This window comes from Cypionkella sp., from assembly GCF_034376685.1.
Lineage (GTDB): Bacteria > Pseudomonadota > Alphaproteobacteria > Rhodobacterales > Rhodobacteraceae > Cypionkella.
In genome coordinates this window covers 12,194-32,226 of sequence record NZ_JAXMJJ010000042.1, presented here as the reverse complement: position 1 = coordinate 32,226, position 20,033 = coordinate 12,194, and the positions used below count along the sequence as shown (strand labels likewise).

Sequence of the window (20,033 nt, the reverse complement as noted above, 5' to 3'; positions counted from 1 at the left end):
GCCGCCTAGCTGTTCGCGTGCATCCGCTCAATATAGGCGCGCATTTCTTCCGCCTCGTGGCGCGCATCGCGCAAGCCCTCCATCGCCGCGCGCAATTCGGCTTCGGTTTGGGCGATCTGGTTCATCAACTCGCCCTCGCGGCTTTCGAGGTAAACAATGGCCTGATCGCGCAACTCCTCCGCCTCATGCAGCGATTGCGCCAGACGATCCATCTCGCCCATATCGCCTCCCGCCACACGGGTAAAACGGTGCAGCAGCCAATAGGTGAACCAGCCAGCCGCAAACGCCAAAAGCAGGATGACCGCGGTGGCTGCGATAAATTCGGTGCGGTTCATATCTGGCCCTGCCCTTGTGTTATTCTTGCTTTTTCGGCCGTTGCTTCGGCGCGATGGTCTTTGTTTGGGGTGCCACCGAAGGGCTGGTATCGCCCGAGAAATCTGGCCCGCCTTCGGCAGCGGCGGCCGTGCCTTGTGCAGCATCCGAGCCTTTTGCCGCTGTTGCAGCCGCTTTGGCCGCATCGGGAGAAGCTGGTTTCGGCGTTCCGATCAGGCGGAACTCAATGCGCCGATTGATCTCGCGTCCGGCTTCGGTCGTGTTGTCGACCAGCGGATCAGCCTCGCCGTAACCGCGCGCAACCATGCCGGATATGTCAATCTGCCGCCCCTGCAAGGCCAACACCACGGTTTCTGCCCGCGCTTGACTGAGTGCGAGGTTGCCCGCCTCAGAACCTTGCGAGTCGGTATAGCCCGCCACTTCCAGTTTGACGCCGGGACAAGCTTTCAGCACATCGGCCAACGCTTTCATCACACCGCTGGCCGCAGCGTCGATCTCTGCAGAACCCGGCGTGAAGGTGATTTTCTGCTGCTCCACCACGTCATCAACATCCTGCGCGCATTCCTCCGGGGTGGGGATACCTGCCAGCGGATCGAGCGCTTCGTCATATTTCACATCGACTTTGAAGGTCTGACCCTGCCCCAACTTCTCGGAAAGAATCTGCGAAATCCGTACCTTGGCCGATTGAGAGCCGGTGATGCCTTTCAGCTCCACCGTGTCAGCCCGCACCAGAAGCGTGCCATTGTCCAACTCGCCCATTGCCTGCAAACCGGCCAGAACCCGCAAAGGCCAGCCGGTCGGCAGATCTGCGTCCATCCGCGTCGCAAGGTAGATGTTGCTGCCAAACTCGGCGCGCGCGAAACTGTCCACCGCTTTGCGCAGCGTCTCATCGGTCAGACGTCCGCGCATTTCCAGCCGACGGGTCTCGGGGGCAAGCTTGGCGGTGAATTCCGCCGGGCCAGCAACTCCGCCCGTGGCCTTTTTCTCCAGCGTAGCTTTCAGCGAGAACACATCGGGCAGCGCCGCGCCCAACTCGCCCACCACTCGGTCAAAATCCGCCTGCGGCACATCAGCGCCCGCCAGCAACGTCACATCAGCATCGGCGAAGGTCAGCGTGGCGCTTTGCAATTCCGCCACCGCCTTGATCCCGGCGATGGTGGCATCGGCCCAGCGCGGGCTGGGCACGCCCAAACCCACGGTGCAGCTGTTGCGGCCCACCGCACCTGCAGCGCCAGCGGCAGCCAAAATCTTCACACGCGCCAAGTCGGTATCCGCCGAACAGGCATCAAACCGCGCGCCTTCGGCATCTTTCACAAAACGCAGGGTGAACGGTGTCAACACCGGGCGCGGCGCCGAAATCTCGATCTTAACCGACAGCCCTTGCGGTTTGGCGCTGTTCAACTGGGTCTCAAAACTGCGCTTTTCGGCGTCCGAACTGGCAATCGCGGTGATCGCCACCTGATCTGCCGCCACCGAGATCTTCGAGCGCGGCAACATGCTCAGCGCGTTCAGGCCATAGGTCAGCGCCGCGTCCCAGCCTTCCGGTGCAGGGTAGGCAGCAGTTTCCAGCATATCGGACAGCGGAATATCCGGGCTAAGCGCCTGCGCGGTATCCTTCACGCCTTGCAGCGTATCGCTTTCCGGCAACAGGCCGATCAGCTGAATGCCATCATCGTTGCGCAGCATTTCCACGGAAAACCGCGGCGCCTCAATGGCTTTGATCGGCGTCACCTCCATCCGGTCCCTGATACGCGACGAATCGATCACCCCGCCCACCAGATTGACCACTCGATACCGTGCGGCTTCGTTCGGGGCTGTGCCGCTGAGATGGATCTGCAAGCCATCAGCGGCGACGCTGGCATAAGTGATGCCTTGGGTCAGCAGCGCGGATTTCACCGCCCTCGTCGAAATCCCTTCGACCAAAACCACAGCCCCATAGGCCACCAGCGCCGAAATCAGCCCCGCCGCGACGAAAGCGCTGGGGGCGAGAAACCGCGCAGGGATCTGCGACAGGTTCAGCGGGGGCAATGGGGGTAATTTCACCACAGGATCATGCAACTCGGTCTGATAGCCGGAGAGTCCCGGCCCCCGGATGCATAGAGGGCGCAGCAACCGGGATCAATCAAAGGAAAACCGCAGCGGCAAGAAATAGCGCAGGAATCAGGCCCGCGTCACGGTTCGATAGAAACAATCGACGGCAATTTTCGGGATCGTCGATGTCCAGGCGACGCAACTGCCAAGCCATATGCCAGCCAAACCCCCAGACCCCGGCCAGGGCAAGGATCAGGCTCAGAACCTCTCCGGGGGTAATCGCTACGGTAATCACCGCCGAAGCCATCAGCACCACCGCCACCACCATAAACCCGCGCAGCCATGCCCGCGAATTGTCGCCAAACAGCCGTGCCGTCGATTTCACCCCGATCAGCGCGTCATCCTCACGGTCCTGATGTGCATAAATCGTGTCGTAGAACAGCGTCCACGCGATCCCCGCACCATATAGCAACACCGCAGGCAGCCGCAGCTCGCCAGCATGGGCCGCATATAGCAGCACCGCGCCCCAGTTGAACGCCAGCCCCAGAAACATCTGCGGCCACCATGTAAAGCGTTTGGCAAACGGGTAAATCAACACCAAACCCAGCGAGGCCACACCCATCCCGATTGCCAACCAGTTGTAAGTAAACAGGATCAGTGCCGCGATTGCCGCCTGCGCCGCCATCCAGACCAGCGCGGCTTTCACCGTTACGGCCCCCGAGGGCAGCGGCCTGCTGCGGGTGCGCGCCACGCTTGCATCAATCTCGCGGTCGGTGATGTCGTTCCAGGTGCAGCCAGCGCCGCGCATCAGGAAAGCTCCCAGCGCGCTCGACACCGCCAGCCACAGATCCCACAGCTGAAACCCGTCGCTCAAAGCCGCCAAAGCGATCCCCCAGAAACACGGGATCAACAGCAGCCATGTCCCGATCGGGCGATCTGCACGCGAAAGCCGCAGATAGGGCCGCGTCGTGGCGGGTGCATAGCGATCCACCCAGTTGCCTTTCGGCGCATCGGCCACGCCGACTTCTGACATTTCCGTGGCCTCTGGTTTTTCCCTAAACTCAGACATAGATTCCCCGGCATGACAGATGCAAAAATCAGGCTCTATGTAGATCAGGCTTTGGCGCATGGGCAAGCCGTGGCTGTGAACGCGGATCAGGCGCATTATTTGTTCAACGTGATGCGGCTGACGCGCGGGGCTGCCGTTTCGCTGTTCAATGGCCGTGATGGCGAGTGGCGGGCCGAGGTGGCCGAGGCGGGCAAGCGCGGCGGCATCCTGATTTGCGACCGCCAGACCGCCGCCCTGCGCCTGCCGCCTAATCTGTGGCTGGCCTTCGCCCCGATCAAGAAAGCCCGTACCGATTTCATTGTCGAGAAGGCCACCGAACTGGGTGCCGCGCGCATCATCCCGGTGCAAACCCGCCACACCAATTCTGAACGCATCCGGCAAGACCGCCTGCAAGCCCATGCGTTAGAAGCCGCCGAGCAATGTGGCGCGACCTTTGTGCCAGAGGTAAGCGATCTGATCTCGCTGGATAAGTTCCTTGCAAGCTTCCCCACCGACCGCAAACTGTTGTGGTGTGATGAGGTCATGGTCGGCCAAGCCCCCACCCTGACTGGTGCGCGCGGCGAGAAATGGGCGATCCTGATCGGCCCTGAAGGCGGCTTTTCGGCTGATGAGCAAACCCGCCTGCGCGGCCTGCCGCAAATCCACCCGCTTGCGCTTGGCCCCCGCATTCTGCGCGCCGATACCGCTGCCGTCGCAGCCCTGACACTGTGGCAAGCCGCCTTGGGCGATTGGGCATGATCCGCCCCGAATTCCTCGCCCTGCTGCGGCGATTTTCCGAGGTGATCTGGGCCACCGCCGTGCTTGGCTTTGGCCTGTGGCTGATCCTGCTAGGGGGCTATCTGCTCACCCCCGTTGGCACCGCCATCGGCGCTTTTGGGGTGGCTTGGGGTATCCTTGCGCTGCGCCGCCTGCGCTTTATCCAAACCGTCGATGCGCCGGGTGTTGTCGAGGTGGACGAGGGCCAGATCGGCTATCTTGGCCCGCAGTCCGGCGGCTATGTCTCAATCCCCGAACTGGTCGAGCTGCGCCTGCTGTCCCTGCGTGGGCGCAGGGTCTGGCGCTTGAAACAGGCCGATGGGCAGGCCTTGCTGATCCCCGTCGATGCGACAGGGGCGGATCGGTTGTTTGACGCCTTTGCCAGTCTGCCCGGCATGAACACCCTGGCTCTGGTGGCGGCACTGGATGCCAAACCCAGCACCGGCGCTTCGCATCTGGCCCTGGCGGCAGAAACCACAACCATCTGGCACCGCACCGCACAAGGCGCTTTGGCACGCGAGTGAACGCTTTGTAACACATCGCGCCCTCTCTTGACTTGGCGCTTGCGCCGCTTCACCAGTTGCATCCTGAAAATTCCAAAGCGAAAGGGCCCTGCCCCATGTCGATTCCTCAGTCCGGCGGTGGCCTCATCGAAGATTTTTCGCAACTTGCGGAAATGATGGCCGATGGCTGCAAACCGAAAGCCGATTGGCGCATCGGCACCGAGCATGAGAAATTTGGCTGGCTGACCGACACCCGCGCGCCGCTGCCCTATGCTGGCGACCGTTCCGTCTCCGCGCTGTTCGCGGGGCTGCAAGGCTTTGGCTGGACCCCGGTGCTGGAAGCCGAGAATATCATCGGCATGACCCGGCGCGGCGCAAATATCTCGCTGGAACCCGGTGGCCAGTTTGAACTCTCCGGCGCGCCGCTGGAGAACCTGCACCAAGGTGCGGCCGAGTTGCAGAACCATCTGGACGAGGTGAAGGCAATTGCCGATCCGCTGGGGATCAAATTCATGGGAATCGGGGCTGCACCCGAATGGTCTGCGCAGACGATGCCAGTGATGCCGAAAGGCCGCTACCGCCTGATGACCGATTATATGGGCCGCGTTGGCACCCACGGCACCCAGATGATGTATCGCACCTGCACCGTTCAGGTGAACCTCGACTACGCGTCCGAGGCCGATATGGTGAAGAAGTTGCGCGTGGCGCTGGCCTTGCAACCCGTCGCCACCGCCCTGTTTGCGTCCTCCCCCTTCTTTGACGGCAAGCTGAACGGCCATAAATCATGGCGCAGCCGCATCTGGCGCGGCTTGGACAATGCCCGCACCGGCATGCTGCCCTTTGCCTTCGATCAAGGCTTTGGCTTCCAGCAATATGTCGATTGGGTCTTGGACGTGCCGATGTATTTCGTCTACCGCGACGGCAAATATATCAACGCCTTGGGCCAGAGCTTCCGCGATTTCCTTGCTGGCAACCTGCCCGCTTTGCCCGGTGAAAAGCCCACCCTGTCGGATTGGGCTGACCATATGACCACCGTGTTCCCCGAAGCCCGCGTGAAAAAATACATCGAAATGCGTGGTGCCGATTGTGGCGATCAAGCCCATATCGACGCCCTGCCTGCCTTCTGGGTCGGCCTGATCTATGACGATGCCGCCCTCGATGCCGCTTGGGATCTGGTGAAAGGCTTCGATGCTGAAACCCGCGAGGGTCTGCGTGTCGGCGCCTCCGTCAGCGCCCTGCAAGCCGAAGCCAATGGCGTCAAACTTCTCGATCTCGCCCGCGCCGCCGTGGGCCTGTCGCACGCAGGCCTTGCCGCCCGTGGTTTGGACGAACAACGCTACCTCGCCCCCTTGGTGCAAAGCCTCGCCACCGAGAAAACCCAAGCCGACCGCTGGCTTGATCTTTACAACGGCGCATGGGGCAAAGACCTGACGCCGATCTATGAAGCCTCCAGCCTGTAACTTTCACATTGGCCCAAATATCCCCGCCGGAGGCCCCTGCATTCGTGCCAGATGCCTCCGACCAACCGGAATGGCGCGCCATTCCGGCCTGAGTATTTCAAAAAGAGCAATGCAAAGCGCTCACGGGACCAACACCACACCCAGCACAAAGGCCCGCACCTTGGCTTCGGCCATCTCGCAAGGCTTCAGCACATCCCCCGCAGCCAGATGATACAGGTTCAGGCTGACAAAATCCGCCCCACCCAAGTTGCGAGCATAGAATTTCATGCTGCGGCCTTGGCTGTAGGTGGTTTTCTCCATGCGATAGCGTTGGCCGCGATACAGCCCCTCGCTATAGCCTTCGGGGATCTGCGCCAAAGCTAGCCCGAACGCATCCGTCATCTATTCACTGGCGTCAGGACGCACCGACATGAAGGCCTTGTTAAAATCGCTCCACACCAGCGCCTCAATACACGGATCAGCGCCCGCGCCGCCGCACTCGCCGCCGTTCAGCCACAGCAAAAGCACCGGAGCTTCGTTCCAGAAGACCACTTTCCAGTCCTGCGCAAAGTAATCCAGCCGCTTGCCTGCCACGATCAGCGACAATTGCGAGCCCCCGGTGCCGCCCCAATAGCTGGCCGACGTCGAGCATTGGAACTTCGCCGCGTCGACCAGTTGTTCCGGCGCGCCCTCTCCGGTCAATTCTACGGCCGTCACAGCGTCTTCGGGGGCGCTGAAGGTGCCACCATCCAGACTGGCGCAATCGGCTTTCGCCTCGGCCAAAATCGCCTCAACGGTATCCTCGGCAAAGACGGGTGCGGCCAACAGACACAGGCAGGCGGCCAGCCGGATCACTTCTTCGCGCCGATCTTCGGCTCGGTTCCGGCCTTCAGGCGCATCAAATTCGGCCAGTGTTTGACATAAATCAGCACGGTCAGGATAAACACCAGCACAAGTATATGGCCTTCGTTGAACACGAAGCACCAAAGCCCCGCCAACGCCGCAGCCACAAGGGCCGCCAGCGAGGAGATCCGCCAGACCGCCGCCGCCACCGCCCAGGTAGCACAAGCCGCCAGCCCCACTGGCCAAGCCAAAGCCAACAGCGTGCCAAGGAACGTCGCCACCCCTTTGCCGCCCTTGAACCCCAGCCAAACCGGGAACAGATGCCCCAGAAACGCCGCCAACCCTGCCAGTTGCGCCGCATCCTCTCCCACCGCACAGCGTGCGATCAGCACGGCCACGCCACCCTTCGCCGCATCCAGCAGCAGCGTCGCCAAGGCCGCGCCCTTGTTCCCCGTCCGCAGCACATTGGTCGCGCCGATATTGCCCGATCCAATGCTGCGCAAATCGCCAAGCCCAAGCACCCGCGTGATCACCACGCCAAACGGCACCGATCCCAGCAGATACGCCAGTACGGCCACCACGGCCAAAACCAACGGTGCAGATGTAATCTCTGGCATGTCTTACCCCCGACCTGACTAACCCTGATAAACCGCTTGGCCGCCCACATAAGTTGCCAGCACCTTACCCTCCATCCGGCAGCCGTCAAACGGCGTGTTCTTGGATTTCGAGTGCAATTTGAACCGATCCAGCAGATAGGGCGCATAGGGGTCGAACAGCACCAGATCCGCAGGTGCCCCCACCGAAAGCCGCCCCTGCGGCAAGCCCAGCCGCTTCGACGGGTTCAGCGCCAAAGCCCGGAACAGCGTCGGCAAATCCAACTGCCCGGCATGATACAGCCGCAGCGCGGCGGGCAGCAACGTCTCTAACCCGACAGCGCCCGAGGCCGCTTCCTCAAACGGCAGCCGCTTCGATTCCTCGTCTGCAGGCGTGTGGAACGACCCGATCACGTCGATCAGCCCCTCCGCCACCGCCTGAACCATCGCCATCCGGTCTTCTTCCGACCGCAGCGGCGGGGTGAACTTGAAGAACGTCCGGTAGTCGCCAACATCAATCTCATTCAACGTCAGATGGTGAATCGACACACCCGCCGTTACATCAAACCCATTCGCCTTGGCGCGCTCCAGCGCAGGCAAACTGCGCGCCGTGGTGATCTGATCGACGTGATAGCGCACCCCGGTCATCTCAACGAGGCCCAGATCACGGTCCAGCCCGATCCGCTCCGCCATCGCCGAAACTCCCGGCAACCCGCGCAAACTGGCGAACTTACCGCTCGTCGCCGCCGCCCCCGCCGACAACCCCGGCTCCTGCGGATGCCCGATCACCAACGCGCCCAAAGACCGCGCATAAGTATACGCCCGGCTTAAAGCCTTGGTATCGCTGGAAACCTTGAACACATCGGTAAACGCCACCGCCCCGGCATCCAGCAGAAACCCGATCTCGGTCATCTCATGCCCCGCGCGGCCCTTGGTCAGCGCCGCCATATGCCGGATCCGCACCCGCGCCTCGCCCGCACGTCGGGTCACAAACTCCAACACCTCCGGCGTGTCGATCGAGGGCGTGGTATCCGGCCGCACCACCATCGTGGTGATCCCGCCCGCCGAAGCCGCCAACCCCGCCGAGCGGAACGATTCCTTATGCCGCTCACCGGGTTCGCCAATCTTGACGCCGATATCGACAATACCGGGTGCCAGACAATGCCCACCGCAATCCACCTCGACAGCCCCCGCCGGAGCGTCGCCATCCAGCGCCACAATCACCCCATTGTCGATGGTCAGCGAGCCAATCTCATCGGTGCCCGCTTCCGGGTTGATCAGGCGGGCGTTGGTGAAGTGGAGGGTCATTCTGCATCTCCTGTAGGGCGGGGCTCACCCTGCCATGCCGGCTCAATGCTCATGGCATTGCCCACGCCTCTACCGATCAAAACGCGTGACACAGCCATACCCTCACCCCGCCATCCAAACAAACGCAACCGTGAACACCGCCAGAAACACCAGCACCCCGGTCGCCACCATGCCGCTCATCCGGGCCTCCGACCATTTCCGCTTGGGCTTCTCGCTCATACCAAGCTCCCCACAGCCGCCCGCCCACGCTCGGCCCGCAGATTGCGCGCCAGCAAATCCATGCAGGCCATCCGCACAGCGACACCCATCTCGACCTGATCCTGAATAACGCTGCGGTTGATGTCATCCGCCAACTCGCCGTCAATCTCGACGCCGCGGTTCATCGGCCCCGGATGCATCACAATCGCATCGGGTTTGGCGAACGACAGCTTCTCGGCGTCCAGCCCGTAGCGGTGGTAATATTCCCGCTCGGATGGAATAAACCCGCCGTCCATCCGCTCTTTCTGAAGCCGCAGCATCATCACCACATCGGCGCCCTCAAGCCCCTTGCGCATGTCGTCGTATAACTCGCAGCCAAAGTGCTCGACACCCGAAGGCATCAAGGTTGGCGGCGCAATCAACCGCAACCTATTCTCCATCTTCCCCAGCAAAATCAAATTGCTGCGGGCGACCCGCGAATGCGCAATATCACCGCAAATCGCAATCGTCAGCCGCTGGATCCGCCCCTTCGCCCGCCGAATCGTCAGCGCATCCAGCAAAGCCTGCGTCGGATGCTCATGCCGCCCATCACCCGCATTCAGCACCGCGCAGTTGACCTTAGAGGCCAGCAGGTTCACCGCCCCCGACGCGCCGTGCCGCACCACCAGCAAATCCGGGTGCATCGCATTCAGCGTCATCGCAGTATCAATCAGCGTCTCGCCCTTCTTCACCGAAGACGAGCCAACCGACATGTTCATCACATCCGCACCCAGCCGCTTGCCCGCCAACTCGAAACTGGCTTGCGTGCGGGTTGAGTTCTCAAAGAACATGTTGATCTGCGTCAGCCCCGCCAAAGCATCGGAAGATTTCACCGTGCGGCGGTTCAGATCGACATAGCGATCCGCCAAATCCAGAATGGTGGTGATTTCCAAAGGCGAAAGTTGCTCGATCCCAAGCAGGTGGCGGGCGCGAAAGCTCATCGGCATCTCCAGGGCAGGTTTGCCCGCTTATAGAAACCCCAAGCGCCCCCGGCAAGGCCCGCCCAACACACCTTGTTCCCCCGCTGCAACCCCCATACCCTGCCCGGATGGGAATCGAGCAAGACATCGCAGGCGACTGGCACGCCGCCTTGGCCGCATTGGCGTGGCAGGTCGAGCTTGGCCTGACCGACATCTGCGCAGAAGCGCCGTTGAACCGCTACGACCTACCCGAGCCGATCAAGGCCCCCCCGCCCGCGCCGATCCTCGCAGCCCCGAAAATCACGCCACCGCCGCCAGAACCCGAAACCCCCAACCCCGATGCCGCAATCTTTGAGGCTCGTGCGGCGGCCAGCAACTGCGAAACGCTGGAAGCCCTGCGCGAATCCCTCGCCAGCTTCGAGCATTGCGAACTCAAACGCGGCGCGCGCAATCTGGTGTTCGCCGATGGCAACCCGAACGCCCGCGTGCTGATTCTCGGCGAAGCCCCCGGCGTCGAAGAAGATCGCGAAGGCCGCCCCTTCGTCGGTCGCGCAGGCCAGTTGCTTGACCGCATGTTCGCAGCGATTGGCCTTGCCCGCACCGCGCCAGATCCAAAAACCGCGCTTTACATCACCAATACCCTGCCATGGCGGCCGCCACAAAACCGCGATCCCTCAACCGATGAAATCGGCATGATGCGCCCCTTTGTGGAACGTCACATCGCGCTGGTTAACCCGGATGTCATCGTATTGGTTGGCAACACGCCGCTGCAAACCATCCTGAACACCAAAGGCATTCTGCGGATGCGCGGGATATGGACAGAGGCGCTTGGAAAACCCGTGCTGCCGATGACCCACCCTGCCTACCTGCTGCGCAACCCCGCCGCCAAACGCGACGCATGGGCCGACCTTCTGTCCCTGCAAGCCAGACTACGCGGCTGAGCCCGCCTTGCCTTGAGCAGAACCACCCCTTAGGTCATCCTCTGTGCAAAAAGTATCCCCGCCGGAGGCATCCGCCACCTCAACAAACCCTCACGGCGCAGGACAGCCCGCGATCTCAACCGACCCGCCCGCCCCCAGCACCGTCACCGTCACACCAGAGCGATCCAGAGCAAACGGCGCGCCGTTGCTGGCCACCAGATCCGCCACAGCCGTCAGCCGCCCGCCCGTGCGCGCGCTTTCAGCCTCGCCCACCCAAACGCTGGCATCCGAGGTTTCAAACACCACCGTCTCGGCCCCGCGTTGCGGCAGATCCAGCACCGCAGTCAGCCGCAAGCCGTCGGCAATCGGCGTGAGCTCACAAGAAATCGCCCGCAAGCCCGCAGCCTTGCCTCCCAAAGGCTGCGCCTTCAAAGCCGCCTTGATCGCCGGATCAGCGCCGCCCGCATCCAACACCGCCGTAAGCTGCACCGCCGCAGGCATGCAAATCTTGTTGCACACCCCTAGATCAACCCCCGCCCGCAGCTCCACGGGCTTGGAGGCATCCAGCGGCACCACCTCCAACGGCAACACGACACCTTCCTGATAACCAATCGTCTGCATGCCATTGGTGTGAAACACCACCGGGCTTGGCCAATGCACCCGCACCGATTTGACGTTCACCGACCCCGACCAGTTGAACAACGGCGGAATCCCGGCATCACCGGGGCTGCGCCAATAGGTTTTCCAATCGGGCGCAAGCTGCAAGCGCAGCCCCGCCATGTGATGACCGTTCTGCATCTGCCATCCCGGCAACAGATCGGCCTGCAAGACATCGTCTTGCGTGGTGGCAAGGGCAGGCGCAGCGGCGCTAAGCGCAAGGAACAGGATCTTCAGCATGCCTCCGTCATAAGCAAAGCCCCGCCTTCGGGGAAATCACGATCCGGCGAGAGGCTTGTAACCAAATCCAGCTTTGCCCATCTTGAACCTAACCGGGATGAGGGGCGCGATTCGATGGATCTCTGCGGAAAGCTACTGGTGGCGATGCCCGGCATGGGTGATCCAAGATTTGCACATGCAGTGATCCTTGTCTGCGCCCACACCCCCGAAGGGGCTATGGGTCTGATCATCAACAAGGTTTTGCCCGATATGTCGTTTGGCGGCCTGCTTGAACATCTGAAAATCCCGCTGGGCGAGGACAGCCGCAAAATCGCAGTGCATTTCGGTGGCCCGGTAGAACGTGGGCGCGGCTTTGTGCTGCATTCCCCTGATTACGCGGGCGGCCCTGCGACTTTGCGCATCGAAGGCGGCTATGGCATGACCGCGACGCTGGATGTGCTGGAAGCGATGGCACAGGGGCAAGGCCCGGACAAGGCTCTGCTGGCGCTGGGATACTCCGGCTGGGGTCCGGGGCAGCTTGAGGCCGAAATCACCCGCAATGACTGGCTGACGGTAGAGCCCTCCGAAGCGCTGATCTTCGCCGAAAATGATGCCGCCAAATGGGCCGGTGCCTTACGCGGCATGGGCATCGAACCCCTCAGCCTGTCTGCAACTTCGGGCCGCGCCTGACCGATTTTCGCAGCCGAAAATCGTGCACGAATTCCGCTTCGGAATTCGCCTACTGCTTTGGTTTGTCGTCCCAATCCTTCATCAGAATCCGATTGGCATCGCCGGAAGGGTCGTCAAACTGTTTGGTTTTCATCGCCCAGATAAACGCCAGCAGCCCAACGCCCCCCAGCAGCAGCGACACCGGGATCAGGATTGACAGGATTTCCATGACGTCAACCTCCCCTACTTCAAACGCATCGCGTTCAGCGAGACCGTAATCGACGACAAAGACATCGCCAAGGCCGCGGCCAGCGGAGTCGCAGCCCCCATCAACGCCAAAGGCACCGCAATCACGTTATAGGCGGCGGAAATCCCGAAATTTTCCACCATGCGCCGTGTCGCTTGCCGCGCAATCCGCGTAGCATCGCCAATCGCCGCCATATCCTGCCCCAGAAGCACGATATCCGAAGCCGTGCGCGCTGCATCCAGCGCGGTTGCAGGCGAGATCGACACATGCGCCGCTGCCAGCGCGGCCGTATCGTTCAGCCCGTCACCCACCATCAGCACTCGCCGCCCTTCGGCGGTCAAAGCGCGCACCAGCGCCACCTTTTCAGCAGGCAAAGCCCCCGCCACCCAATCGACAATCCCCAACCGTGCGGCCAATTCCCCCACCGCCCCCGGCACATCGCCCGAGATCAGCTTGATCTGCTTGCCCTGCGCCTTCAGCGCTGCAATCGCAACCTCGGCCCCCGGACGCAAACTGTCGGCAAAAGCAAACGCATGGGTCTGATCGCCCGCGCGCAAGTAAGTCGCCGTCACCGCCAACGCCTCTGCCCCGCACCAGTCCGCCCGACCCAGCCGCACAGCCTGTCCCTGCCACACACCTTCGACGCCATAGCCCGGCACCTCGCGCAGATCAGAAACCTCTGCCGCCGCAAGTCCCTGCGCCCGCACTGCCGCAGCCAAGGCCTGCGCCAATGGATGCGATGACCCTGCCGCCAATGCCGCCGCCACTTGCTGCGCAGCCACCGGATGCGAGCCCAAATCCACCACCTCTGGCGCGCCCATCGTCAGCGTGCCGGTCTTGTCGAACACCACAGTATCCACCTGCGCCAACCGCTCCAGCGCCGTGCCATGCTTGATCAGCAGCCCCTTGCGGAACAACTTTCCAGAGGCCGCCGTCACCACCGCAGGTACCGCCAACCCCAAAGCACAGGGGCAGGTGATGATCAGCACCGCCGCCGAAATGTTGATCGCAAAGCGCAGATCGCCCCCGGTCGCCCACATCCAATAGCCAAAAGCGCTGAACGACAGGATATGCACCAAGGGCGAGTAATACCGCGCCGCGCGTTCCGCCAGCGTGGTGTATTTGGTCTTGGCACTCTCGGCCACCGCCACCAAATCCGCCATGCGGTGTAGGCTCGAATCCCGTCCCGCCGCCGTCACCCGCAGCGTCAAAGGCCCGGTCAGATTGACCTCACCCGCCGCCACAACCATCCCCACACCGGCAAACACCGGCAGGCTTTCCCCGGTCAGCAGACTGCGATCCACCTCCGACGCGCCGACCTCGACCACGCCATCCACCGGCATCCGCCCCCCCGGACGCACCCGCACCAGATCGCCGACCGCCACCTCGGAAATCGCCCGCACCACCTCGACACCGTCGACCAGCACCGAGGCCCGAGGCACCTCCAGCGCTGCCAGTTCCTCGGCAGCCGAGCGTGCCACCGCCCGCGTGCGGTGGTCCAGATACCGCCCCAGCAGCAGGAAAAAGCACAGCATCACCGCCGCATCGAAATAGGCGTGATGCCCGGATTTGATCGTCTCGAACAACGAGATCGACGATGCCAGCACCAAGGCCAGCGAGATCGGAAAATCCATCCCAAGCCGCCCCACCTTCAGCCCCGCCCAAGCTGAACGAAAGAATGGCTGGCCACAAAAGATCACCGTCGGCACCGCAATCGCCGCCGAAATCCAGTGGAACATATCGCGCGTGGCACCTTCCGCCCCCGACCACACCGCCACCGACAACAGCATCACGTTCATCATCGAGAAGAACGCCACGCCCAGCCGCATCAGCAACTCGCGGCCCTGCTTGTCGGTCTCGGTTGCGGACAGCAACCCCGCATCCAGCTCATGCGCCTCATAGCCGACGCCTGCCAGCACCGCGACCAGATCCGCCGCCGTCACATCTGCTGCGGCATCCACCGAAACCCGCTTCATCGTCAGGTTCACCCGTGACGATGTCACCCCCGGCACCGCGGCCAAAGCACTTTCCACGGTCGAGATACAGGCCGCGCAATGCGCAGCGGGCAGCGACAGCATCAACCGCCCGCGCGCAGCCACCTGCGCCTGTTCCTGCGCCAAGGGGGCCACGACGCAGGCCGGACAGGCCGCCATTCCACCCCGCTCGAAGCTGTGCTGCGGCTCTGCCACGCCCATGATCTAGCCTTTCACAAACAGGTTCAGCCGCTGTTGGAACAGCACACCATCGCCCGAGCGTGCCGTCACATGCAGCATCCACTTGCCCGGATCCAATTTGGCAGGTGCTACATAAACCCCGCCTTCATAGATGAACTGCGGCGCGGAATCGTCGCGGGCGACCGTCACGCGGCCCAGCAAAACCTTCAACCCTTCAACCACCAGCGGCTTGCCCGCGGCATCGGTGAAGGCAAGCTCGAGCTTTTGCTTTTCGCCGTCATAGCTAGGCAGCAGCGTCCAGCCCAGCGCCAGTTGCGCCTGCCGATCCGCGTCAAACGTCTGACTCGCGACATAAGAGTTTTTGACCTCAAGCCCCGGAAACGTGCTGATCGCCTTGTAAGCCATCAGCAAATTCACCGCGATGATCACGCCAAACGCCGCCACCGTGAAGGCCAGCACATGCCAGCCCTTGATCTCGCGCACTTCAGCTTCGGCCATCTCAGTCGCCCTTCCCGTTGAACACTGTGTCCAGATGCACCCGATCATTGCCCGGTGTTGCTTCTGTCCCAAGATCCTGAATCCAGAACCGCAGATCGGTGCGTGCAGCTTCTGCCCCCAACGAATTGGCAGGTGCCGTGACGAAAAGCCTCTGGGTCTTGGTTGCATTGGCAGGCACCAGAACATTCAACCCCGGCTCGCCATCCAAGGTCAGCAGAAACCCTGCATCCGAGGTCGCCGCAAAGGTGAACAAACGGTCCTCGCCATGTTTGTTGCGCAGCCGCAGATCATAGGTGTTGCGGATCGCGCCATCCGAAAGCGTCACAAACATCGGATTGCGCACCGGGGTGACGCTGACGTCGATCGAAGCCCGCAGGAACAAAGCCACCACCAGCGCTATGCCAATCCCGGCCCACAACACGGTATACATCACCGTTCTGGGCCGGAACACATGGCTCCAGACCGATTTCGCAGGTTGGCCCGCACGTTCACGGGTTTCATCCGTCAGGGCCAGATAGCTGATCAGGTTCAATGGCTTGCCGATCTTCGCCATCGTATCGTTGCAGGCGTCAATACACAGGCCACAGGTGATGCAGGCCATCTGCTGCCCGTCGCGAATATCAATCCCCATCGGACAGACATTCACACAAGCCATACAGTCGATGCAGTCGCCATTGCCTTCCACGCTGGCCTTGCCGCGCGGCTCGCCGCGCCAGTCGCGATAGCCAATCGTCAGCGTATCCTCATCCACCATCGCCGCCTGAATGCGCGGCCAGGGGCAGGCGTAAATGCAAATCTGCTCGCGCGCGAAGCCACCGAAGACGAAGGTGGTCGCCGTCAGAATCGCCATTGTCGTGTAGGCGACCGGATGTGCAGTACCGTGGATCAGATTCTGGAACAACGTCGGCGCATCGGTGAAATAGAACACCCAAGCCCCACCCGTGGCGAGGCCGATCAACAGCCAGACGCTCCATTTCACCAGCCGCTTGCGCAGCTTTTCCAAAGTCCATTTCTGCCGATGCAAACGCACGCGGGCATTGCGGTCGCCCTCAATCCAACGCTCGACCAGAATGTAAAGATCGGTCCACACCGTTTGCGGGCAGGCATAGCCACACCACACCCGCCCCGCAGCGCTGGTGAACAAAAACAGCCCCAGCCCCGCCATGATCAGCAGGCCCGCGACGAAATAGAACTCGTAGGGCCAGATTTCGATCATGAAGAAGAAAAACCGCCGATTGGCAATGTCGACCAGCACCGCCTGATCCGGCAGGCTTGGCCCACGATCCCAGCGCAGCCAAGGCGTGATGTAATACACGCCCAGCATCAGCCCCATCAGCCACCATTTTAGCGTGCGGAACGTGCCTTTGACCCGGCGCGGAAAGATCGGCTCGCGGGCGGCGTACAGGCTGGTCGGTTGGGTGTCGGGATTGGTCACGGAACTCTCCGGTGGGCTGGGACTGTGTCCCTCTATGCGCCCCGCCCCCCGGCCCGACCTTGACCTGAATCAATCCCGCATCCGAAATACAGCTTCAGCCTGCGACCCTTTGTCAGCCCTATCCCCGCCCACTCGCGGCCTGCTTCAGCAACCAATCGCAAAAATGCTGCAAGGATGGCCGCAAAATTCCCGGCCGTGTCACCAGAAAATAGCCCTCACGGCCATGATCTTCGTGCAACAGCCGCAACCGCCCCGCCGCCAGATCGGCCTCCATGAACGCCCGGACCGAGATCGCCACACCCTGCCCATCGCGCGCCGCATCCAAAAGCAGCGTGCCCGGCATCGAAAGCATCCCCGCCCCCACCGCCCGCTGCAAACCATGCTTGTCCAGAAACGCCGTCGCCTCGGATGTGCCCAACTCTTGCAACCACGGCAATTTCGCAAGGTCAGCCAGCGTTGACGCCGCCCCCTCCGGCACCAGCTTGGGCGAGGCCACCACCACCACGCCCGAGCGCAGCAACAACCGCGATACCAACCCCACCCAATCGCCATTGCCATAGCGAATGCCCAGATCGGCCTCACGACCAATGTCGCGCGCCTCGGCCGTCGGGTCGATCATCAGATCAATCCCCGGATGCCGGGCTCGGAAATCCGCCAGCCGCGGCAACAGCCACCCCGCCGCGAAGGTCGAGGTCGTGGTGATCCGCAACACCCGCGCGGCATCTGCCCCGGTCAGGTCTTCAATCGTGCTGGCAATCGCGGCAAAGCTGCCTTGCAGCGTCTCGGCCAGCCTGCGCCCTTCCGGCGTCAGCCCCAACCGCCGCCCGCCACGTTCCACCAAGGCCAACCCCAGATGTGCCTCCAGCGCCCGAATTTGCTGGCTGATCGCCGCATGAGTCACCCCAATCCGCGCCCCAGCCTCTTCAAGCCCACCGGCTTGAGCAAAGGCAGAAAACGCCCGCAAAGCCGAAAGCGGAGGCATCTGTCGCCAATCTGTCATGAAAGACCACCTTACATGAAAACATTGTTGTTGAGTGGATTTACGGGGCAATATTGGCGATATTACTTACATGAAGCAACCCATACGAGGCCACCATGTTAGGAATTCTTGCAGCCGCTTTCGGCGTCGCCACCCGCACCCATCATCCCAGTGCGCCGCAGATCGACAACCGCACCAGCCGCGAAAAGCTGGCCGCACAACGCCGCTGGGACGATGAATATTTCTGGCAGGGCCGCAGCGGCACCCCCGGCGATGGCTACGGTCGCTGAATGCTTTGGCCAAAATGAAACCGCCCCCAGCGTGAACCGGGGGCGGTGTTGTCAACTGGTAAGCAGATTTACTCGCCACCACCCAGACTGTGCACATAAGTCGCCACAGCCCGGATTTCATCCTCCGACAACTTGTCAGCCCAAGCCGGCATCACGCCATAGCGCGCTTTGGTGATCGTCTCGGTCAAAGTCGCCGCATCGCCGCCATACAGCCAGATCGCATCCGTCAGGTTCGGCGCGCCCAGGTCGCGGATGCCCTTACCATCTTCAGCGTGACACGACGCGCAGTTGTCAGTGAACAGCACAGCCCCCGGTGTCGCCAAAGCCGCATCATGGTCCTGACCCGAGATTTGCAGCACATATTGCACCACTTGCCCGATCTGGTCGTTGTCCAGAATGCCATCAACGCCAAACGCCGGCATCTGGGACAACCGCGCATCGTCGTCGCTGGTGTTGCGAATGCCATGCGCGATGGTGGTATGGATCGCGGTCATATCGCCACCCCACAGCCAGTCATTGTCCAACAGGTTCGGATAACCCTTGCCCTGCACACCCGCAGCACCCGATCCGTGGCACTGCGCGCAGTTGTTCTTGAACACCGAGGCCCCGGCCGACACGGCAAAGGTCTTCAGCTCGTCATTGCCGGGAATAGTCGCCAGATCCGCCGCCACCAGTTTGGCCTTGATCGGCGCATTGGCATCGTCGAACCGCTTGATTTCAGCCACCACATCAGCGCGTTGATCCGATCCGATCACACCCTGCGTCACCCCCGAAATCAACGGCCAGGCCGGATAGGCGATCGTATAGCCGATCCCCCAGATGATCGTCAGATACAGCACCCACAGCCACCAACGCGGCATCGGGTTGTCATATTCCTGAATACCGTCCCAGACATGGCCAGTCGTTGGCACCTCACGCGGGGCCTGCTTCACTTGCTTGGCGCACATGGTTTACGCCTCCTCGGTTTGCCGGGCGTCCGCACTGCGCAGATCGCGCAGCTCAGACCCTTGGGCGGGTTTCTTGTCATGGCGGAAGATCGAGTTGGCGATGTCGTCATGCACCGGGCGCGAGCCCGGACGCCAGGCCCAGACAAACACGCCCAGAAACACCAGTGTCAGGAACAACAGCATCCAACTGTCGGCGAACTCACGCAAAAGGCTGTAGGTATCCATCTTGCCCTCCTAGCGATTCGGGTCGGGGATGAAGGTCGAGAAATCGACCATCGTGCCCAACACCTGCAAATAGGCCACCATCGCATCCATCTCGGTCAGCGCAGGCGAGCCATCGAAGTTTGACACCACAACCTTGCCATAGCGCGCCTCAAGCCCCGAGGTATCGGCGTTCGGGTCGGCCTGCGCGGCAAAGTCCAGCTTGGCATTGGCCAAATCGTCATCAGTATAGGGCACGCCCACCATCCGATGCGTCGCCATGATACCTTCGATGTATTTGCCGTCGATTTCGGCATCCGACAGGAAACCATATTTCGGCATCACCGATTCCGGCACCACCGCCTGCGGATCCATCAGGTGATCCACATGCCAGGCGTCAGAATATTTGCCGCCCACTCGTGCCAGATCCGGCCCGGTGCGCTTGCTGCCCCATTGGAACGGATGGTCATACATCGACTCGGCGGCCAATGAGTAATGGCCATAGCGCTCTACCTCGTCGCGCATCGGGCGGATCATCTGGCTGTGACAGTTGTAGCAACCCTCACGGATGTAGATATCCCGCCCCGCCAGTTCCAGCGGCGTGTAGGGGCGAACCCCTTCCACCTTTTCAATGGTGTTCTGCAAGTAGAACAGCGGTGCGATTTCGACGATGCCGCCGATGGTCACCACCAACAGGCTCAGCACCATCAGCAACGTCGCATGGGTCTCAATCTTTTTGTGTTTGTCGAGAAAAGCCATTTCCAT

General features: G+C 61.9%; 23 protein-coding genes. 6 read left to right on the top strand and 17 right to left on the bottom strand.

The window, feature by feature from the left end:
- Positions 1 to 5: 5 nt before the first annotated feature.
- From U1A24_RS09565 to ubiA, 3 genes are all read right to left on the bottom strand, one after another.
- Entirely contained in the window at positions 6 to 335 is a 330-nt protein-coding gene (locus tag U1A24_RS09565; protein WP_322321751.1) for a hypothetical protein, read from the bottom strand.
- Positions 336 to 354: 19 nt separating this feature from the next.
- Positions 355 to 2,376 carry an OmpA family protein gene (locus U1A24_RS09560; RefSeq protein ID WP_322321750.1) on the bottom strand — a complete coding sequence of 674 codons (2,022 nt, stop codon included), beginning with the start codon at positions 2,374 to 2,376 and terminating at the stop codon, positions 355 to 357.
- Positions 2,377 to 2,455: 79 nt separating this feature from the next.
- Complete coding sequence (ubiA, locus tag U1A24_RS09555) at positions 2,456 to 3,433, bottom strand: 4-hydroxybenzoate octaprenyltransferase (protein ID WP_322321749.1); 978 nt, start codon at positions 3,431 to 3,433, stop codon at positions 2,456 to 2,458.
- A gap of 12 nt (positions 3,434 to 3,445) precedes the next feature.
- On the opposite strand from ubiA, the gene U1A24_RS09550 reads away from it, so the two are divergent.
- The 3 genes from U1A24_RS09550 (at position 3,446) to U1A24_RS09540 (ending at position 6,152) form a co-directional block, all read left to right on the top strand.
- A complete protein-coding gene (locus U1A24_RS09550) occupies positions 3,446 to 4,171 on the top strand; it encodes a 16S rRNA (uracil(1498)-N(3))-methyltransferase (protein WP_322321748.1) in 726 nt (241 codons plus the stop codon).
- The gene (locus U1A24_RS09545) at positions 4,168 to 4,713 is read left to right on the top strand and encodes a hypothetical protein (RefSeq protein WP_322321747.1); all 546 of its coding nucleotides are present in this window, start codon (positions 4,168 to 4,170) and stop codon (positions 4,711 to 4,713) included. Before U1A24_RS09550 ends, U1A24_RS09545 begins: the two co-directional genes overlap by 4 nt.
- 95 nt (positions 4,714 to 4,808) lie before the next feature.
- Entirely contained in the window at positions 4,809 to 6,152 is a 1,344-nt protein-coding gene (locus U1A24_RS09540; protein ID WP_322321746.1) for a glutamate--cysteine ligase, read from the top strand.
- Between the two features lie 120 nt (positions 6,153 to 6,272).
- Here the strand turns inward: U1A24_RS09540 and U1A24_RS09535 are convergent, their stop codons facing one another.
- From U1A24_RS09535 to U1A24_RS09515, 5 genes are all read right to left on the bottom strand, one after another.
- On the bottom strand, positions 6,273 to 6,533 hold the full coding sequence (locus U1A24_RS09535; RefSeq protein ID WP_322321745.1) for a hypothetical protein: 261 nt from the start codon (positions 6,531 to 6,533) through the stop codon (positions 6,273 to 6,275).
- Positions 6,534 to 6,986, bottom strand: coding sequence for a hypothetical protein (locus U1A24_RS09530; protein WP_322321744.1), 453 nt, complete (start codon positions 6,984 to 6,986; stop codon positions 6,534 to 6,536).
- The gene (plsY, locus tag U1A24_RS09525; protein ID WP_322321743.1) at positions 6,983 to 7,591 is read right to left on the bottom strand and encodes a glycerol-3-phosphate 1-O-acyltransferase PlsY; all 609 of its coding nucleotides are present in this window, start codon (positions 7,589 to 7,591) and stop codon (positions 6,983 to 6,985) included. Before plsY ends, U1A24_RS09530 begins: the two co-directional genes overlap by 4 nt.
- 18 nt (positions 7,592 to 7,609) lie before the next feature.
- Positions 7,610 to 8,875, bottom strand: a complete 1,266-nt coding sequence (gene pyrC / locus U1A24_RS09520) for a dihydroorotase (protein WP_322321742.1) — start codon at positions 8,873 to 8,875, stop codon at positions 7,610 to 7,612.
- A gap of 215 nt (positions 8,876 to 9,090) precedes the next feature.
- Positions 9,091 to 10,053: an aspartate carbamoyltransferase catalytic subunit gene (locus U1A24_RS09515; protein ID WP_322321741.1), complete on the bottom strand. Its 963-nt coding sequence runs from the start codon at positions 10,051 to 10,053 to the stop codon at positions 9,091 to 9,093.
- A 107-nt stretch (positions 10,054 to 10,160) separates the two neighbouring features.
- On the opposite strand from U1A24_RS09515, the gene U1A24_RS09510 reads away from it, so the two are divergent.
- Positions 10,161 to 10,973, top strand: coding sequence for a uracil-DNA glycosylase (locus U1A24_RS09510; RefSeq protein WP_322321740.1), 813 nt, complete (start codon positions 10,161 to 10,163; stop codon positions 10,971 to 10,973).
- Between the two features lie 90 nt (positions 10,974 to 11,063).
- On the opposite strand, the gene U1A24_RS09505 is transcribed toward U1A24_RS09510, so the two are convergent.
- Positions 11,064 to 11,849 carry a protein-disulfide reductase DsbD domain-containing protein gene (locus tag U1A24_RS09505; protein WP_322321739.1) on the bottom strand — a complete coding sequence of 262 codons (786 nt, stop codon included), beginning with the start codon at positions 11,847 to 11,849 and terminating at the stop codon, positions 11,064 to 11,066.
- Between the two features lie 114 nt (positions 11,850 to 11,963).
- On the opposite strand from U1A24_RS09505, the gene U1A24_RS09500 reads away from it, so the two are divergent.
- Positions 11,964 to 12,518, top strand: coding sequence for a YqgE/AlgH family protein (locus U1A24_RS09500; protein WP_322321738.1), 555 nt, complete (start codon positions 11,964 to 11,966; stop codon positions 12,516 to 12,518).
- Between the two features lie 49 nt (positions 12,519 to 12,567).
- On the opposite strand, the gene ccoS is transcribed toward U1A24_RS09500, so the two are convergent.
- From ccoS to U1A24_RS09475, 5 genes are all read right to left on the bottom strand, one after another.
- Positions 12,568 to 12,726: a cbb3-type cytochrome oxidase assembly protein CcoS gene (gene ccoS / locus U1A24_RS09495; RefSeq protein WP_054005472.1), complete on the bottom strand. Its 159-nt coding sequence runs from the start codon at positions 12,724 to 12,726 to the stop codon at positions 12,568 to 12,570.
- A gap of 14 nt (positions 12,727 to 12,740) precedes the next feature.
- A complete protein-coding gene (locus U1A24_RS09490) occupies positions 12,741 to 14,939 on the bottom strand; it encodes a heavy metal translocating P-type ATPase (protein ID WP_322321737.1) in 2,199 nt (732 codons plus the stop codon).
- A gap of 3 nt (positions 14,940 to 14,942) precedes the next feature.
- Positions 14,943 to 15,416 carry a FixH family protein gene (locus U1A24_RS09485; protein WP_322321736.1) on the bottom strand — a complete coding sequence of 158 codons (474 nt, stop codon included), beginning with the start codon at positions 15,414 to 15,416 and terminating at the stop codon, positions 14,943 to 14,945.
- A 1-nt stretch (position 15,417) separates the two neighbouring features.
- Positions 15,418 to 16,851 (bottom strand): cytochrome c oxidase accessory protein CcoG, encoded by a 1,434-nt coding sequence (ccoG, locus tag U1A24_RS09480; RefSeq protein WP_322321735.1) that lies wholly within the window; start codon positions 16,849 to 16,851, stop codon positions 15,418 to 15,420.
- A 118-nt stretch (positions 16,852 to 16,969) separates the two neighbouring features.
- Positions 16,970 to 17,851: a LysR family transcriptional regulator gene (locus U1A24_RS09475; RefSeq protein ID WP_322321734.1), complete on the bottom strand. Its 882-nt coding sequence runs from the start codon at positions 17,849 to 17,851 to the stop codon at positions 16,970 to 16,972.
- A 95-nt stretch (positions 17,852 to 17,946) separates the two neighbouring features.
- Here U1A24_RS09475 and U1A24_RS09470 point away from each other — a divergent pair, with 95 nt between their 5' ends.
- Complete coding sequence (locus U1A24_RS09470; protein ID WP_322321733.1) at positions 17,947 to 18,120, top strand: hypothetical protein; 174 nt, start codon at positions 17,947 to 17,949, stop codon at positions 18,118 to 18,120.
- Positions 18,121 to 18,188: 68 nt separating this feature from the next.
- Here the strand turns inward: U1A24_RS09470 and ccoP are convergent, their stop codons facing one another.
- Genes ccoP through ccoO form a run of 3 tightly spaced genes read right to left on the bottom strand, consistent with a single transcriptional unit; the run spans position 18,189 to position 20,027 of the window.
- Complete coding sequence (ccoP, locus tag U1A24_RS09465) at positions 18,189 to 19,067, bottom strand: cytochrome-c oxidase, cbb3-type subunit III (RefSeq protein WP_322321732.1); 879 nt, start codon at positions 19,065 to 19,067, stop codon at positions 18,189 to 18,191.
- A gap of 3 nt (positions 19,068 to 19,070) precedes the next feature.
- Positions 19,071 to 19,292, bottom strand: a complete 222-nt coding sequence (locus U1A24_RS09460; protein WP_322321731.1) for a cbb3-type cytochrome c oxidase subunit 3 — start codon at positions 19,290 to 19,292, stop codon at positions 19,071 to 19,073.
- Between the two features lie 9 nt (positions 19,293 to 19,301).
- Positions 19,302 to 20,027: a cytochrome-c oxidase, cbb3-type subunit II gene (gene ccoO / locus U1A24_RS09455; protein ID WP_322321730.1), complete on the bottom strand. Its 726-nt coding sequence runs from the start codon at positions 20,025 to 20,027 to the stop codon at positions 19,302 to 19,304.
- Positions 20,028 to 20,033: the final 6 nt, after the last annotated feature.

Excerpts from the sequence above, each read along its gene's own strand:
- U1A24_RS09565 (WP_322321751.1), bottom strand. The coding sequence starts at position 335 with ATGAACCGCACCGAATTTATCGCAGCCACCGCGGTCATCCTGCTTTTG.
- ubiA (WP_322321749.1), bottom strand. The coding sequence starts at position 3,433 with ATGTCTGAGTTTAGGGAAAAACCAGAGGCCACGGAAATGTCAGAAGTC.
- U1A24_RS09550 (WP_322321748.1), top strand. The coding sequence starts at position 3,446 with ATGACAGATGCAAAAATCAGGCTCTATGTAGATCAGGCTTTGGCGCAT.
- U1A24_RS09545 (WP_322321747.1), top strand. The coding sequence starts at position 4,168 with ATGATCCGCCCCGAATTCCTCGCCCTGCTGCGGCGATTTTCCGAGGTG.
- U1A24_RS09540 (WP_322321746.1), top strand. The coding sequence starts at position 4,809 with ATGTCGATTCCTCAGTCCGGCGGTGGCCTCATCGAAGATTTTTCGCAA.
- U1A24_RS09535 (WP_322321745.1), bottom strand. The coding sequence starts at position 6,533 with ATGACGGATGCGTTCGGGCTAGCTTTGGCGCAGATCCCCGAAGGCTAT.
- plsY (WP_322321743.1), bottom strand. The coding sequence starts at position 7,591 with ATGCCAGAGATTACATCTGCACCGTTGGTTTTGGCCGTGGTGGCCGTA.
- pyrC (WP_322321742.1), bottom strand. The coding sequence starts at position 8,875 with ATGACCCTCCACTTCACCAACGCCCGCCTGATCAACCCGGAAGCGGGC.
- U1A24_RS09515 (WP_322321741.1), bottom strand. The coding sequence starts at position 10,053 with ATGAGCTTTCGCGCCCGCCACCTGCTTGGGATCGAGCAACTTTCGCCT.
- U1A24_RS09510 (WP_322321740.1), top strand. The coding sequence starts at position 10,161 with ATGGGAATCGAGCAAGACATCGCAGGCGACTGGCACGCCGCCTTGGCC.
- U1A24_RS09505 (WP_322321739.1), bottom strand. The coding sequence starts at position 11,849 with ATGCTGAAGATCCTGTTCCTTGCGCTTAGCGCCGCTGCGCCTGCCCTT.
- U1A24_RS09500 (WP_322321738.1), top strand. The coding sequence starts at position 11,964 with ATGGATCTCTGCGGAAAGCTACTGGTGGCGATGCCCGGCATGGGTGAT.
- ccoS (WP_054005472.1), bottom strand. The coding sequence starts at position 12,726 with ATGGAAATCCTGTCAATCCTGATCCCGGTGTCGCTGCTGCTGGGGGGC.
- U1A24_RS09490 (WP_322321737.1), bottom strand. The coding sequence starts at position 14,939 with ATGGGCGTGGCAGAGCCGCAGCACAGCTTCGAGCGGGGTGGAATGGCG.
- U1A24_RS09485 (WP_322321736.1), bottom strand. The coding sequence starts at position 15,416 with ATGGCCGAAGCTGAAGTGCGCGAGATCAAGGGCTGGCATGTGCTGGCC.
- U1A24_RS09475 (WP_322321734.1), bottom strand. The coding sequence starts at position 17,851 with ATGACAGATTGGCGACAGATGCCTCCGCTTTCGGCTTTGCGGGCGTTT.
- U1A24_RS09470 (WP_322321733.1), top strand. The coding sequence starts at position 17,947 with ATGTTAGGAATTCTTGCAGCCGCTTTCGGCGTCGCCACCCGCACCCAT.
- ccoP (WP_322321732.1), bottom strand. The coding sequence starts at position 19,067 with ATGTGCGCCAAGCAAGTGAAGCAGGCCCCGCGTGAGGTGCCAACGACT.
- U1A24_RS09460 (WP_322321731.1), bottom strand. The coding sequence starts at position 19,292 with ATGGATACCTACAGCCTTTTGCGTGAGTTCGCCGACAGTTGGATGCTG.
- ccoO (WP_322321730.1), bottom strand. The coding sequence starts at position 20,027 with ATGGCTTTTCTCGACAAACACAAAAAGATTGAGACCCATGCGACGTTG.